The organism is Mycolicibacterium anyangense (genome assembly GCF_010731855.1).
Taxonomy (GTDB): Bacteria; Actinomycetota; Actinomycetes; order Mycobacteriales; family Mycobacteriaceae; genus Mycobacterium; species Mycobacterium anyangense.
The window spans coordinates 5231971-5247400 of sequence record NZ_AP022620.1 but is presented as its reverse complement, the minus strand read 5'-3'; the positions used below and the strand labels follow the sequence as shown (position 1 = coordinate 5247400).

The window sequence follows — 15430 nt, the reverse complement described above, 5'->3', positions numbered from 1 at the left end:
ACAGATTGCGGCGAGGCTGTTGTTATCGCGCAATCGCCCAAGTAGCTGTGTCGATAACGACAGGCTGGGCGCCAACTACCGGCTGACCACGCAGCGGAACCCGATATGCGTCGTCGAACTGTCCTGGGACTGCGGCGATCGCGCGGCCGGGCGGTACCGGTGGCAGTACTCCGGCGCGCACAGATGTGAGCCGCCCTTGAGCGTCTGGTTGACGGACGGATCCGGGTCCGCCGGTGGCGGGCAGCAGGCGCTCTTCTGCTGCTCACCGAGGTGATGCGCCGAGAACCGGGTGGTGGTCCACTCCCAGACGTTGCCGATCATGTCGACCAACCCGAACCCGTTGGCCGGGAAGGTGCCCACCGGCGAGGTGCCGGTGAAGCCCAGCGCACCGTCATTGCGGTAGGGAAAGCGGCCCTGCCAGGTGTTGGCCATCAGGGCACCGCCGACGGTCGGTTCCTGCCCCCAGGCATAAGTGGTGTCGCTGCCGGCGCGTGCCGCGTACTCCCACTCGGCCTCGGTCGGCAGCCGCCGCCCGGCCCACGCCGCGTAGGCGGCCGCGTCGGGATAGGCGACCTGCACCACGGGGTGGTCGTCCTTGCCGACCAGGTCGCTGCCGGCCCCGAACGGCTGGCGCCAGTGCGCGCCCGGCGCCCAGTCCCACCACTGCCGCCAGTCGCGCAGATCCACCGGACCCGGCGTCGGCCGGAAGACCAGGGCGCCGGGCAGCAGGTCGGCTTCGGCGACCCCCGGGTAGAGCGCCGGGTCCAGCGGCCGCTCGGCGACGGTGACGTAGCCGGTGTCGGCCACGAACTCGGCAAAGGCGGCGTTGGTCACCGGGTGGCGTTCGATCGCGAACGGGGCGACGGTCGCGGTGTGGATCGGCGCTTCTTCGGGATAGAAGCTGACCGAGCCCATCCGGAAGGTTCCGCCGGGCAGTTCGACTAGCTCGCGCAGCACCATGTCAGGGTATGACGACACCGAAGTCGCCGGTCAGTGTATCGGCTGCCGCGTCGAATCCCGTTGCGCCAGAAGGTGCTTCGACGTGGATGGCCACCAGGTAGCTCTTCGAGTTGGTCCAGATGTGGGCGATGCGATCCTCATACTGGATCGACTCATCCGGGTCGTCGGCCCACGTCCCCATCAGCTTCTGGCCGCTGAACCCGCACAGATCGGCGGGCAGCAGGCTCAGCGTGCTGATCGGGTACTTGGCCATCAGGCTGTCGGAGTACCGGGTGAATGCGGCGGCCGGCTCCAGCGGGGTGGCGGTGATGCTGATCTCGGCCAGCATGTCGTCCGGACCGGCAAGCCGGGCTCCGACGTCACCGGAGCCGGGCGTGGCACTCCAGCCGTCAGGCAGCGCGACCGTGATCGTCGGGGCCGCCGGATCACCGACGGTGGCCACCGCGGTTGCCCCGGAGAATTTCTGCGGGCACACCGTGGCACCGGCCGGTAGCGATTGACGGGTCGTCTCCACCACTCCCGGTTCCGAGGTCTCCGCAGTCGCGGTGGCCGATGCCGAGGCGCTGATCGAGGTGGTCGCCGACGTCGCGACCGACGACTCGGCCAGCACCGCGGTGCCCGCGCTGTCGCGGACACAACCGGCAACAATGGGTGCGGCCAGTACCACCGCCGCCGAAGCGGCCCACACCAGCCGAGTCACCCATCCAGTATGCCGGGGCCGTCAGTCCCTGGCGAAAGCCGCCGCCAGTTGACGCTCCGCATCGATGTACGGGCTGCCGGACACGTCCACCACGACGTGCTGGATCGAACCGCCGCGGAAATCGAACGGGGCCCGGTAGGCCGTAGACACCGGCTGCCCCAGGTTGCGGCCCACGCTGACGCCGCCGCCTGCCAATCCGAACGTGAACGGGTGGGCCTTGACCCCGGGCAGTGTCGCCACAGCAGTGCCGTCGACGTAGAGGCTGACATCGCCGACCGGGGTGTGGGTGCCTTCCACCCCGGTACGCGCGTAGCCGACACCGAGAATGTGGTGCCCGGCGGGCACCGGGTCCGGCGCGATCACCCGCTGCTCGATTTCACCGAAGAAGTTGTAGACGAACTGCAACCGGCCATCGGCGATGAACAGCACGTACCCGCCGTGGCCTGCGCCTTGCTTGAGCAGTACCCCCTCGACATCCGGGCCGTCGATGACGACGTCGGCGAGCACCGAGAACGACCGGCCGCCGATCATCACGCACGCCCCCATCGCCACCGGCGCGGTGTGCGGGTAGTAGACGTAACTCGAGCGATTGCCGGCGATGCCGGGCCGCCAGCGTCCGACCATCTCGAAGACGTTGAGATCGGCGAGCGGAAGACCGTTGTATTTCTCGGCTTCGGCGAACCACAGGGCCTTGAGCTCCTCCAGTTTCTCCGGATGCTCAGCCGCCAGATCCCGGGTCTGACTGCGGTCCTTGTCGATGTGGTAGAGCTCCCAGCGGTCCTCGTCGAAATGTGACCATCCCGACGGGGCGGCCGGGTGCACGGTGTTAGCGAACCAGCCCTCGTGCCAGATACCACGAGTGCCCAGCATGGTGTAGAACTGGGTCTTCTTCCCGGTGTCGACGTTCGGATCATCAAGGGCCGCTTTGAAGCTCACGCCATCCAGTGGCTTCTGCGCGATGCCGCGCACCGTCTCCGGCGGTTCGATGCCCAGCAACTCGTAGACGGTCGGCGTGATGTCACTGACATTGACGTAGTGGTCTCTGATGGCACCGTGTGCCGCGATTCCGTTGGGCCAGGACACAATCGCGGTGTCGGCGATGCCGCCTTCATGGGAGGCGTAACGCTTGTAGAGCTTGTAGGGCGTATTGAACGCCATCGCCCACCCGATCGGGTAGTGGTTGTAGGTTGCAGGAGAACCCAATTCGTCCAGGAAGGGCAGCGCCTCCTCGACGGTGTCGATGTAGCCGTTGAAGAACTTGGCTTCGTTGACCGAGCCGTTCGGGCCGCCCTCACCGCTGGCGCCGTTGTCGGAGATCACCACGATGATGGTGTTGTCGAGCTGACCCGATTCCTCGAGGTAGTCGAGCACCCGGCCGATCTGGGCATCGGTGTAGGACAGGAAGCCGGCGAACACCTCGGCCATCCGGGCGAACAGCCGCTTCTCGTCGTCGGACAACGCATCCCAGGGCCGCACGGTGTCCTGCTCGGGCCAGGGCTGGCCATCCGGCCCGGTCACGTCGGAGTAGGGATTGACGCCGGACAACTCGGTGTCGGGCGGGACGATGCCGAGCTTCTTCTGGTTCTCCAGAACGATCTCCCGGTACCGCTCGTAGCCCATGTCGAAGCGGCCCGCGTATTTGTCGGCCCACTCGGTGAAGACGTGGTGCGGGGCGTGACCGGCGCCCGGGCACAGATAGGTGAACCACGGCTTGTCGGGGGCGACCATCGTCGAATCGCGGATGAACTCGATGGCCTTGTCGGCCAGGTCCTTCGAAAGGTGGTAGCCCTCCTCCGGGGTGGCGGGTGCCTCCACCGGATGGTTGTCGTAGACCAGCTCGGGATACCACTGGTCGGTCTCCCCGCCCATGAACCCGTAGAACCGCTCGAACCCGCGCGACAGCGGCCAATGACGCCGGGTAGCAGCCAGATTGGACTCCTCGATGGGAGTCAGGTGCCATTTGCCCACGCAGTACGTGTTCCAGCCCCGTTCGGCCAGCACCTCCGAGATCAGCGCGGTGTCGTCGGGGATGCGCCCACTGTTGCCGGGGAACCCTTCGGTGAACTCCTCGACCATCGCCATTCCCACGGTGGTGGCGTTGCGACCGGTGAGCAACGAGGCCCTGGTGGGCGAGCACAGGGCGGTGGTGTGGAACTGCGACAATCGCACACCGCGTTCGGCGATCCGCGACATCGCCGGCATCTCGACGAGGCCGCCGAAGCAGTCCCAGGTGGCGATGCCGATGTCGTCCCACACCACGTAGAGCACGTTGGGCGCGTCCGGCGGCGCCGTCGGCGCGGCGTACGGGCCCCAGTCGGGTTCGGAATCACGAATGTCGAGCGCGATCTTGCCGGTGAACTCCGTTGCCATCAACTACCCCTATCGTCGAAGCGACCCTACCCGTGCCGAGTAGAAATCTCCTGTGGAATCTATGTCGGTTTCTCAGGCTTCCGGTACCGGTTCGTTGACCCGATAAAGTCGCCAGTTCGGTTGGCCGACGCCGTCATTGGGGATCTCCAGTTCCAGCGTGGCCACGTCGGCACCGGTGTCGTAGAGCGTCGGGTAGCGCTGGTTGAGCGCATCGGAGACGCCACGCCCGGTCGGGGGCACGGCAAGCAGGTACTTGACGCCGTTGCCCGACGGGTTGTTGAGCAGCCGCACGAAATCGGGGTCCGACGGTACGACGAACATCCTGGGATTGCGGGAGGCGGCCACCACCGCGAAGCCGTAGACGGTGTCGGTGATCACCGAGCTGTGGGCCAGTTCGAGGTTGTCCAGGTAGCCGGCGATAGCCCGTTCGGTGGAGAAGGTTCGGGCGATGCGATGCTCGACGGCCTTTTGCGGACTCGTGCTGTCGGGGGCCGGGTTGAGCACCGCCCCCAGGGCATACTCCTGGGGTGCATAGCGGGCCAGGCTCATCCCCCATCCGGTGACCGGGACGCTCACCGCCAGCGCCAGCGCCACTGCGGCGTACCCGGTGCGGGTGCGGGTCGTCAGGCCGTGCGTCGCGGGTGCCGCGTTGCGGCCGCGGCGCTTGGGCGTGACGAACGCTCCGTCGGGAACGGCCAGCATCGCCAGGCACGCCGTAAATGGAATCGCGATGATGTAAAAGCGCAGGAACGGAAACGTCGAACCCGCGGCGAACGTCAGCGCCTGGAATATCAGGGCTGCGCCGTAGATCGCCAGTGGTGGGATCAGCATGGTCCATTTCGGCCTGCCCCAGCGGATGAATCCGGCCCATGCGCCGATCGGAATCAGGGTGGGGGCCAGCAGCAGTATGCAGGTGGCGGCGAACACCAGGCCGCTGCCCGGGCCGGCCTGCACGCCGCCCGACTGCTTGAGGATGGCCGAATTGCCGTACTGCGAGGTGAATTGGGCGAACGCCGCACCAGTGATCAGCCAGCTGGCGGCTGCCCACCCGATGAACGCGACGAAACCGGGCGCGCTGACCAGGATGAGGTCCAGCAGTGCGCGACGCAACCGCGGTGGCCGGCGGGCCCGCACATAAGTGGTCGTACCGACCATCAGACCCGCGGCGGCCACGCAAGCGACGGCGTCGTACCGGGTCAGGTAGGCCAGCCCCATCGCGATGCCGCCAGCGGCCACCAGATGGTGCACGTCGTCGTCGACCATCCAGAGGATGAGACGACGCACCGCCCACGAGATGAAGAAGATGAACGGCGCCTCGCTCATCCCGTTGGACCCGTAGAAGATGATCATCGGGTTCACGGCGAACAGCGCGGTGATGGTCAGCGCGTACCAGCGCGGCAGGCCGCGGTCGGTCCCCATCGACAGGATCTGGACGACCGCGCCGGCCATGAACGCCGCCGACATGATCGAACCCGCGAAGGCGCGCGCCGCGAGGTCGGGGAACAGCGGGCTCGCCGCGATCACCGGGATCTGCACCATCGCGGTCAGCGGAGTGAAGATGAACCCGATGGCGGCCAGATGCGGCGAGCGGCTGAACAGGACGCTCTGCGCCGCAGACACCCGCGAGAGTGCGTCGCCGAGGATGAACCCGTTGGCGACCTGCAGCCAGTACCCCACCGCCAGGTACAACACGAAAGCCGCGGCGAAGGCGACCGCCTTGATCCGCCGGTCGGTGCCTGCGGTCATGAGGCCGCCGGCCCCGGGTCCGGCTTCTGCGACAGACCGTGAAACGTCTTCTCCCAGTAGGACGGGTTGCGGATCAGCTGGTAGGTGCCCTTGGCCGCGGCGATGCTCATCATCACGAAGAAGGCGGGCACGGTCAGCGCCGCGACCAGCAGGTCCGACCGGTCATCCTCGCGCAGCGCGATCAGGTTCATGTAGAGGGTGGCGCCATTGCCCAGGATCAGCGCGGCCAGTGCGGGGAAATAGATGTACCAGGGAAAGACCGCCTCGACTACGGAGGGCTGACCGAGGAACCACAACACCGTGATGAACCAGAACAGCAGGTTCAGCACCGCGATGATCGGCGTTCCGGCCATCACCAGGTTGAACCGGATGAAGCTGCGCAAGCCGATGGTGCGCAACAACTGTCGCGGCCGCCTGATGTGGACCAGCCACGTCTGCAGGTAACCCTTGTACCACCGGGACCGTTGCCGCACCCAGTTGATCGGGTCGCTGTTGGCCTCCTCCAGCGTCGCGGAGTCCAGCACTGCGGTCTGGTAACCCGACGCCGCGATGCGCAGCCCGAGGTCGGCGTCTTCGGTGACGTTGAAGGGATCCCACGCCCCGATCCGGTCGAGCACGTCGCGGCGCAGGTGATTGGAGGTACCGCCCAACGGGATCGGCGAATTGCTCCGCATCATCCCGGGCAGCAGATAGCCGAACCACAGCCCGTATTCGGCGGTGAACCATCCGGTGAGCAGGTTCTGGTGACCATTGTGATAGGCCAGCTTGGCCTGCACACACGCGATGTTGTCGGGCAGCTCCCGAAAAGCGGCCACCACGCGGCGCAGCTGCAGGGGTTCGGGAAGGTCCTCGGCGTCGTAGATCGTGACGATCTCCCCTGTCGCGAATTCCAGCCCGTAGTTGCACGCTTTGGGTTTGGTCCTGGGTTCGGCAGGAGGCACCAGCACGATCGTGATCGTCTCGGAGTCGGCACAGCTTTCGGCCGCGGTGATGGTCACGTCGTCGTCGGCTTCGAGCAGTAACAGCACCTGCAATTTGTCGGCCGGATACTCCAGGGCCGCCATCGCGCCCAGCAGGTCGGCCACCACCTCGGGCTCGTTGTAGGCCGGGACCAGGATGGTGTACCGCGGCAGTTGATCGTCCGGGATGGCGCGAGCCTTCTCGTCGGAGATGACCAGAGCCGCCGCGGCCAGACCCTGTTTGAAGATCAGCACCCGGTCGAGCATCGTGAACACGTAGCCGAAGGTGCACAACCCGATCAGGGCGACCGCGGTCTGCATCGGCAACCAGATCGCGAAACCGACCGTGACGATCAACGCCGCCCACAACACGGCGCGCTGCCAGCCCATCACCGGATTGGCCGCCGAACGCATCGGATCGTCTTCGCGCAGTCCCTCGACGGCGCGGTGCAGTGCCCGCTGCTTCTCCTCGTCGGTGGCATCGTCGTGACTGCGCACCATCCGCCGGCTCATCGCAGCGTCTCCGAACCCTTGAGCGCGGCGTCGACCAGGCCACGGCCGAACTGGGTGAGCATCTCGGCGTCCTTGTATTCCGGATCCTTGTTGCTGGTGACGGCGTTGCCGCGCAGCAGCACCGTGAACAGTGTGCCCAGCGTCGGCAGCAGTGCGCCGTTGGGCTCCGGGAACGGGGCTTGCGCTTCGTGGTTGTCCACTGCCGCTATCAACACCCGCTGCGCAGAATCTTTGTTGCGCCATTGGAACGTCAGGATGTTCCATGTCACCAGCTGCCGGTCGTCGACGACGCTGAGCATGAAACCGGTCACCTCGTGGCCGAGTCCAACCGGGTACGGATCGCTCACCCGACTGGAAGCGATGTCATAGAGGACGTTGGCGGGATAGACGTTGAAGGAGAACGGCTGCCAGGTGTTGGTCGAGTCGACGATCACAGTCCTTGGCCGGGAGAACTTGTCCCACTTCAGGTTTCCGGTATCGGCGACCATCGCCTGACGCAACAGGGTCGAGTCACGCCCGTAGAGCCGGCGGACCCAGTCGTATTCGGTCTGTTCGGTGACGTGCCAGCCGACCGGTGGGGTCAGCGGGCGCCCGAAGGTCATCGACGAGATCCAGGTGGTCGGCGCGCTGGTCGCCGCCGGCACCACCACCAGGGACAGCGCCACGGCTACCGCCAGTACCAGTGGTAGGCCGGCCCAGACATCCTTGGCGGCAAGGGGTTCCAGGCGCCGGTCCAGGACGCGCTTGCGGGTGCCGCGGCGGGCCAGGAAGTACAGGGCCAGCCCGACCGCGGCGATCGCGGTGACCGACGGAATCATCTGGTAGGCGAACACCGGCGCGGAGGGCCGCACCAACGCGATACCCATCAGCACGACCAGACCCACCGCCCAGGAACCGATCGCGCCGACCACGCCCCGGCTTCTGGTGCGCCCCACCGCGATCGCGGTGGCAGCGGCCGCGATGAGCAGTACCCCGGTACCGGCGGCCACCCGGCTGCCGCCGAGAAAGATGACCGTGATCTGGTAGGGCAGCGGAAAGACCGCCAGAAGCAGCGCCCACACCCAGGCGAACCGGGTCACCGGCCGCAGCCCGAACAACACCACGCTGGAACTGACGACGAAGAACCACATCGCCAGCAGATCCAGCCGCAGCAGGTGGAAGTAGGTGGCGTAGCGCTGTAACAGGACGGCGTGCACCATCAGCGCCACACCCAGCCCGATGATGCCGACGATGACGTCGGTCTGGCGGTCGTGGATGGGCAGTTCGGTGCGCTCGCGACGGGCTACACCGATGGCCGCCATGATGCCGGCCATCGGAACCACCCAGATGTAGCCATTCAGGCTGCCCGCCCGGGTCGACTCCAGCAGCGACTCCAGCGAACGATGGAACGCCAGCACTGTCAGCGCGGCGATGACGACCCACCGCAGCACCAGCCGGTAGACAGGCCGCAACCCGTGCAGCCACGGTGTCGGTGGCTCCGCAATGTGCGGCGGTGTCGCTGCCGTCGCCGTCATCGTCAGCCGCCGGATTCGCCTCTGCGGGAACGCAACAGGATCAGCCCGCTGCCGACAGCGGCCGCCGCGGCAATGCCACCGCCCACCGCCCAGGCCCAGATCCTGCGGTCCTCGACGGTCGGCGCGGGCGCCTGCACCATCCCAGGCGGGGTACCCACGGTGACCGGGTTGTGGCCCGGCGTCGCGACGATCGCGGCCCCGCCCAGCCGCGACCATCGGCGCGGATCGCTGCTGAGCCAGCGCAGCAGTTCGTCGAGCTGGTCGGGTGCACCGTTGGACGTGGCGACCAGCAGCGTGCGCTGTCCGTCGAACACCGTTTGCAGCGAGCCGAACTGGATGGCGGGATCCAGCGTCAACGTGGTGGGCGCACCGGCGTCGTCGACACCGTCGAGCGCGAGCCGTCCACTGGTCGGGCTGACGGGCAGCGTGATCCGCGAGAAGTTCCAGCCGTCGGCGGCGACGACGATGGCCGGCAGCCGGCTGTTCACCGCGGTCTGGACGTCGGTAACGGCGACGTCGATGGGCAGTGCACTGAGCCGCTGCAAACCAACGATGATCGTGGTGGCCCGCACCGTATCGGCGAAGGCGTCGGCGCCGAGGCCGACCTGGACACGGGGCATCAGGGCCTGCGGCAACGATTGGAAGCCGCCGGGCACCGGCGGGATGGCCGGTTCGCTCTCCACCACGCTGTCGCCGTCGACCGTCAGGGTCAACGGCTGGAACTCCCCGCACCGTCCGGTGTTGCCCGCGATGTTCAGTGCCACTCCGAGATTGGTGTAGCGCTGCAGCAGACGATCGGGCACGGTCACCCAGTGGTCGATCACGCCGGTGTTGTCGGTGGGCCAGCGATCGATCGTCTCACCGCCGACGACGGCGACCAGTCGGGCGCTGATGGCAGCGGGTACCGGGGTGTAGGAGCCCAAGAGGTGAACCCGCACATTGTGGGCCGAGCGGCCCAGCCGGGTCTGGTCCAGACCAACGGTGACCTGAGGAGCCAGCGCCACGGCGGTCACGCCGTTCTGTCCCAGTTCGCGCACCGTGGTGACGTTGCCGGGCAGCTGCGCGGTGGCCTTCAGTGGTCCGACGACAGCTTTCGAGCTCAGCGCCAGCCGGGAGATGTCCGACGACAGCAGCCGGGTCTGGTTGGTCAATTCGTTGGCAGGTCCGGAGATTCGCAAAGCCGGGACGACACCGTCATCACCCTGCAGGGACAGGCCGGTGTCAGGGCTTTCCTGGATGACGATGCCGCGTTCGAACGGAACCTGCGGGGCCGCCGGTCCCGAACCGATCGTGCTCACCGCGACGGAGGTGGTCTGCGTGCCATAGTGCGCGACGACAGCCGCGGCCAACCGGACCGCCGCCTCGGACTCAGCCTTGGTGGGCTTGGCCGGAATCGAGATCGTCAGCTTGCGCAGCACCGGCGGCAGGAAGTCGGCGACCGTCGCCGGGGGCAACTCGACACCGTCGAACGTGACCGATCCGTTGACCAGCCGCAGCGGGTTGGTGGGATCCAGGCAGTAACCCTGAACCGGCACCAGGTAGGTACGCAACGTCACGGTCACCGAGTTGTCGATGATGTCGGCCCCGGCCAGTGGGATCACCACCGGCACCTGGTCGGCCACCGGCAGCGGGATACGGGCGATGGTGCGGTCGTCCTGCGTGACGCTCAGCGTTCCCGCGGCGACATTGATCGGGACTTCGAGCGTCGCGTTCAAGGAGGCGGGGACCAGACCCTGCGGCACCGGGAACGTCAGCATCGCGGTGCCCTGGTCGCCGTAGAACGCCAATGGGGCGCTGGTGCCCATGTCGGCCAGACCCAGGGTCGGCGCATTCGACAACGGTGGTGCGGGTTCCTCCGGCTCGGCGCGGGTCACCGGCGACGTCCACAATGCCAGGGCGAGTATCGCGACGATCAACGCCGGCCTACGCGGCGATCTGTTGTGCACCTGGGGCATCACTGTGACCTTGCTAGGCGAACGTCAATTTTCCCACCAGTCTCACATACAACTTGGGTCACTGGCGCGCGGTCCCGAAACCGACCGGCTCAGGAGGTCTTGCGCGAGCTGAGCAGAATCGCCAACGCCCCGAGGGCAGCCACGGCGACCACACCCCCGGCCACCCACCACGCCCACGAACCGGTGCTGCTGTCACCGGCGGCGTCGGCCTGCGGCGCGGTCACCTCGCTGGGCTCGTTCGGCACGGTCACCGGCGCCTGGCCGGGAACCGAGATGATGGCCCTGCCGTCCAGCCCGGACCAGCGGCCCGCGCCACCGGAAAGCCAACCGAGCAGCTCATCCAACTGGGCGGGCACCCCGTTCGACGTCGCGATCAGCAACGTGCGCTTGCCGTCGAACACGGTCTGCAGCGACCCGTACTGGATGGCGGGATCCAGCGTCAGTGTCAGCGGATTGCCCTCTGGACTCTGCGCCTGGATGTCGATCCTGCCGTTGTCCGAACTGATCGGCAGCGCGATGTTCTTGTCGCTCCACCCGTCGGCGGCAACCAGGACAGCCGGGTCCGGGCTGGCGATCGCGTCCTGCAGACCCGTCACCGACGTGGTCAGCGGTACCGGGCTGAAGCGCTGCAGCCCGACGACGATCTGGATCGCCCGAACGGTGTCGAGGAAGGTGTCCTTGTCACCGAAACCGATCTTCACGCGCGGCATCAATGTCTGCGGCAATGATCGAAAGCCTGCCGGCAGAGGTGGATTGGCCGGGCTGACGGCGACGGTGGTGCTGCCGTCGATCCGCAAGTGGATGCCCAGGTATTCACCGCACCCGCCCTGGAAACCGGTGGAGTTGATCGAGACCTCCACGGTGGTCGACCGTCCGAGAAGCTTGTCGGGGATCTCGACCCAGCGATCGATCACCCCGGTGTTCTCCACCGGCCACCGATCCAGGGTCTGGCCCGCGACCGAGATCCGCACCTCGCCACCCATCACGTTGGACAGCGGTGTGTAGGAACCGATCACATGCAACCGGACCGCGTGCAGCGGATGGCCGAAGCGGGCCTGATCGAGGGTGATACCGACCGACGGCCACATTCCCACCGACTGCAGATCAGACTGGCCAACCTGCGCCAGCGTCGTGGTGTTTCCGGCCAGCCGCAACCGATACGGCAATGGCCCGGCGACCGCCCTGGGGCTCAACGCATAGCGCAGTGAGTCGTCGGCCAACAAGCGAGCCTGATTCGTCAGCTCGTCACCTTGGCCACTGACCACTAGCGACGGCACGCCGGACCCCTGTAGCGAAAGACCTTTGTTGGGGCCCTCTTTGATGACCACCTGACGCTCCAGCGGTGCCGACGGCGCCGGCAGGGCGGTGGCACCGTCGGGCAGCGGGACGACGGCGACGTCGGGATTCTGGCCACCGAACTTGGTCACCATCGCGGCCGCCAGTTGCACCGCGGCATTGGACTCGGCCTGCGACGGCCGCGGCGGCACCGCGATGGTCAGCTTGCGCAGCACCGGCGGTACGAAGGCGGACACCGTCGTCGGTATCGCCTCGGTGCCGCCGAAGGTGATGGAGCTGTAGGTCAAGCGCACCGGGTGCAGCGGGTCCCAGCAGTACTTGTCGAGCGGGATCGCGGTGATCGTGAACGTGGCCGTCAGGTAGTTGCCGGACACCTCCGCACCGGCAAGCGGGACGACAACGGGGCTCTGATCGGTCAGCGGCAGATCGATCCGGCTGATGGTGCGATCATTCTGCGTGACGACGAGGTTGCCCGATCGCAACGTGACGGGCAGTTGCAGAACCGCATTGAGCGCTAACGGTGCCAGCCCCTGCGGGACCGGGAACGACAGCGTGGCACTCGTGGTGTCCGCGGCGCCGTCGAAGCTCAGTGTCTGGCCTTGGCCCAGATCGCCGAGCGACAGTGTTGGCGCGTCGATCGGTGCGCCGCCCGCACCCGCGTCGGTGTTCGGATCTGCGTAGGCCCCCGGCGTTCCCCCCGCGAGGAGCATCGCGACCACGGCGGCCAACGCCGCCGTCCGTTTAGCGAAACTGCTCTTCATCGGATGAATGTTAGGCATTGGCACTCCGATGGCCGCGCTGAACCGCCGAATTGTCGCGATGGTCGGTTATTGACGAAAATGCCCACCGCCGGTTTCGGCGATGGGCATTTCGGAAAGTGACGTACTACTTGGCCTTCTCGAGGACGTCCACCAGGCGCCAGCGCTTGGTGGCCGACAGCGGCCGCGTCTCCATCAACGAGACCCGGTCGCCGATGCCGGCGACGCCGTCCTCGTCGTGGGCCTTGACCTTCTTGGTCGTGCGAATGATCTTGCCGTACTTGGGGTGCTGCACACGCGACTCGAGTTCAACGACGATGGTCTTCTCCATCTTGTCGCTGACCACGTAGCCGATCGCCGTCTTACGACGGCCGCGGGGCTTCTCGGCCGCCGGGGTGTACTTGGGCCCAGCCGATTTTGAAGTGTCTTCTGCCATCACGATTCCTCACCAGCGGGTCCGGAGGCCAGACCCAATTCACGTTCACGCAGCACCGTGTAGATGCGTGCGATTTCCTGCCGGACCAAGCGAAGCCGACGATTGTTGTCCAGCTGCCCGGTGGCCATCTGGAAACGCAGGTTGAACAGCTCTTCCTTCGACTCGCGCAGCTTGTCGACCAACTCGTCGTCGGTCAGTTCGCGCAGTTCGCCGGCGCTGACGCCCACTGCCATCAGAACTGCTCCTCTCGGGTCACGATGCGTGCCTTGATCGGCAACTTGTGGATCGCGCGGGTCAGTGCTTCGCGCGCGATCTGCTCATTGGGGTAGCTCAGCTCGAAAAGCACGCGGCCCGGCTTCACGTTGGCCACCCACCACTCCGGGGAGCCCTTACCGGAACCCATGCGGGTCTCGGCGGGCTTCTTGGTCAGCGGACGGTCGGGGAAGATGTTGATCCACACCTTGCCGCCACGCTTGATGTGCCGGTTGATGGCGATACGAGCGGACTCGATCTGCCGGTTGGTGATGTAGGCGTGCTCCAGGGCCTGGATGCCGTAGTCACCGAACGTCACCGACGTTCCACCGCTGGCAATACCACGCTGCTTGGGGTGGTGTTGCTTGCGGTGCTTGACCTTACGGGGAATCAACATGACTAGTTCTCCGTGCTCTCAGCGGCGGGTTCGACGGCCGAAGCCTCGACCGTTTCCGCCGGACCTTCGCTGGCCGCGCGGCCGGCTTCGGTGCTCGTCGCGGTGGTACCGGACGCACCGCTGCGGCGCGGGCGGGTGCCCGACGGACGCTCGCGGCGCGGGCGGTCGGCGGCCGGTGCAGCGGCGGACAGCTCACGCTTGCCACCGACGATGTCGCCCTTGTAGATCCACACCTTGACGCCGATTCGACCGAAGGTGGTCTTGGCCTCGTACAGGCCGTAATCGATGTCAGCGCGCAGGGTGTGCAGCGGCACGCGGCCTTCGCGGTAGAACTCCGAGCGGCTCATCTCGGCGCCGCCGAGGCGGCCCGAGCACTGCACGCGGATGCCCTTGACGTTGGGCTGCCGCATGGCCGACTGGATGGCCTTGCGCATCGCGCGGCGGAACGCCACCCGGTTGCTCAGCTGCTCGGCCACACCCTGGGCGACCAGCTGGGCCTGCGCCTCGGGGTTCTTGACCTCGAGGATGTTGAGCTGAACCTGCTTGCCGGTCAGCTTCTCCAGGTCGGCGCGGATGCGGTCGGCCTCGGTGCCGCGGCGGCCGATCACGATGCCCGGACGCGCGGTGTGGATGTCAACGCGAACCCGGTCACGGGTGCGCTCGATCTCCACGTCGGCGATGCCGGCGCGCTCGAGACCGGTGGCCAGCAGGCGCCGGATGGCCACGTCTTCCTTGACGTAGTCGGCGTACTGCTTGTCGGCGTACCACCGGGACTTCCAATCGGTGGTGATACCGAGCCGGAAGCCGTGGGGATTGATTTTCTGGCCCACTACTCCGAGCCCTCCTTCGTCTTGTCGGCCGTCGTCTTGGCAGCCTTGCTGGCCTGCGCACGACGGGCGCGGGCTGCGCTGGCCGAGGTGCCTGCGTCCTTCTTGCTGGGACGGCTCTCCACGATCACGGTGATGTGGCTGGTGCGCTTGCGGATCCGGTAGGCGCGACCCTGCGCGCGCGGCCGGATGCGCTTGGCCGTCGGGCCCTCATCGGCGAAGACGGTGGCCACCACGAGGGAGGCCGGGTCCAGGCCGTTGTTGTTCTGCGCGTTGGCGGCAGCGCTGGCGATCACCTTGGCGACCGGCTCGCTGGCGGCCTGCGGGGCCCAGCGCAGGATGTCGAGCGCCTCTTCGACGGACTTCCCGCGGACCAGGTCGATCACCCGGCGCGCCTTGCTGGCCGAGACACGCACGAAGCGCGCCTTGGCGGTAGCAGACGGATATTCGGTAACGGTGCTCATCGGCGCTTGCTCTTCCGGTCGTCCTTGATGTGACCCTTGAACGTCCGCGTCGGGGCGAACTCGCCCAGCTTGTGCCCGACCATGGCCTCGGTGACGAACACCGGCACGTGCTTGCGACCGTCATGGACGGCGAAGGTGTGACCGATGAAGTCCGGGAGGATGGTCGAACGACGCGACCAGGTCTTGATGACCTGCTTGGTGTTCTTCTCGTTCTGGACGTCGACCTTCTTGAGCAGATGGTCGTCGACGAACGGACCCTTCTTCAGGCTGCGTGGCATTGCTT

The 15430-nt window shown here is 66.9% G+C and carries 14 protein-coding genes; all 14 read right to left on the bottom strand.

The features are described from left to right. Positions 1–75: 75 nt before the first annotated feature. The 14 genes from G6N35_RS24760 to rpsS all read right to left on the bottom strand — a co-directional run bounded on the left by G6N35_RS24760 (position 76) and on the right by rpsS (position 15425). Positions 76–957 (bottom strand): formylglycine-generating enzyme family protein, encoded by an 882-nt coding sequence (locus G6N35_RS24760; RefSeq protein ID WP_163807018.1) that lies wholly within the window; start codon positions 955–957, stop codon positions 76–78. Positions 958–961: 4 nt separating this feature from the next. Then, positions 962–1660, bottom strand: a complete 699-nt coding sequence (locus tag G6N35_RS24755; protein WP_163807017.1) for a hypothetical protein — start codon at positions 1658–1660, stop codon at positions 962–964. A 21-nt stretch (positions 1661–1681) separates the two neighbouring features. Then, entirely contained in the window at positions 1682–4030 is a 2349-nt protein-coding gene (locus G6N35_RS24750; RefSeq protein WP_163807016.1) for an arylsulfatase, read from the bottom strand. Between the two features lie 72 nt (positions 4031–4102). Beyond that, positions 4103–5776: a glycosyltransferase family protein gene (locus G6N35_RS24745; protein WP_163807015.1), complete on the bottom strand. Its 1674-nt coding sequence runs from the start codon at positions 5774–5776 to the stop codon at positions 4103–4105. Continuing rightward, complete coding sequence (locus G6N35_RS24740) at positions 5773–7236, bottom strand: glycosyltransferase (protein ID WP_163807914.1); 1464 nt, start codon at positions 7234–7236, stop codon at positions 5773–5775. Before G6N35_RS24740 ends, G6N35_RS24745 begins: the two co-directional genes overlap by 4 nt. A gap of 8 nt (positions 7237–7244) precedes the next feature. After that, the gene (locus G6N35_RS24735; RefSeq protein ID WP_163807014.1) at positions 7245–8762 is read right to left on the bottom strand and encodes a hypothetical protein; all 1518 of its coding nucleotides are present in this window, start codon (positions 8760–8762) and stop codon (positions 7245–7247) included. Positions 8763–8764: 2 nt separating this feature from the next. Further along, positions 8765–10717, bottom strand: coding sequence for a DEAD/DEAH box helicase family protein (locus tag G6N35_RS24730; protein ID WP_163807013.1), 1953 nt, complete (start codon positions 10715–10717; stop codon positions 8765–8767). Between the two features lie 89 nt (positions 10718–10806). Continuing rightward, positions 10807–12774: a cellulose biosynthesis cyclic di-GMP-binding regulatory protein BcsB gene (locus G6N35_RS24725; protein ID WP_163807011.1), complete on the bottom strand. Its 1968-nt coding sequence runs from the start codon at positions 12772–12774 to the stop codon at positions 10807–10809. A 124-nt stretch (positions 12775–12898) separates the two neighbouring features. Next, the gene (gene rpsQ / locus G6N35_RS24720) at positions 12899–13207 is read right to left on the bottom strand and encodes a 30S ribosomal protein S17 (RefSeq protein WP_163807009.1); all 309 of its coding nucleotides are present in this window, start codon (positions 13205–13207) and stop codon (positions 12899–12901) included. Continuing rightward, on the bottom strand, positions 13207–13440 hold the full coding sequence (rpmC, locus tag G6N35_RS24715) for a 50S ribosomal protein L29 (RefSeq protein WP_163807006.1): 234 nt from the start codon (positions 13438–13440) through the stop codon (positions 13207–13209). Before rpmC ends, rpsQ begins: the two co-directional genes overlap by 1 nt. Next, a complete protein-coding gene (gene rplP / locus G6N35_RS24710; RefSeq protein ID WP_059015965.1) occupies positions 13440–13856 on the bottom strand; it encodes a 50S ribosomal protein L16 in 417 nt (138 codons plus the stop codon). The genes rpmC and rplP overlap by 1 nt, the downstream gene beginning before the upstream one ends. Before the next feature lie 2 nt (positions 13857–13858). Next, positions 13859–14686: a 30S ribosomal protein S3 gene (rpsC, locus tag G6N35_RS24705; protein WP_163807004.1), complete on the bottom strand. Its 828-nt coding sequence runs from the start codon at positions 14684–14686 to the stop codon at positions 13859–13861. Further along, positions 14686–15147, bottom strand: a complete 462-nt coding sequence (gene rplV / locus G6N35_RS24700; RefSeq protein ID WP_163807001.1) for a 50S ribosomal protein L22 — start codon at positions 15145–15147, stop codon at positions 14686–14688. Before rplV ends, rpsC begins: the two co-directional genes overlap by 1 nt. After that, positions 15144–15425, bottom strand: coding sequence for a 30S ribosomal protein S19 (gene rpsS, locus G6N35_RS24695; protein WP_003883480.1), 282 nt, complete (start codon positions 15423–15425; stop codon positions 15144–15146). Before rpsS ends, rplV begins: the two co-directional genes overlap by 4 nt. Positions 15426–15430: the final 5 nt, after the last annotated feature.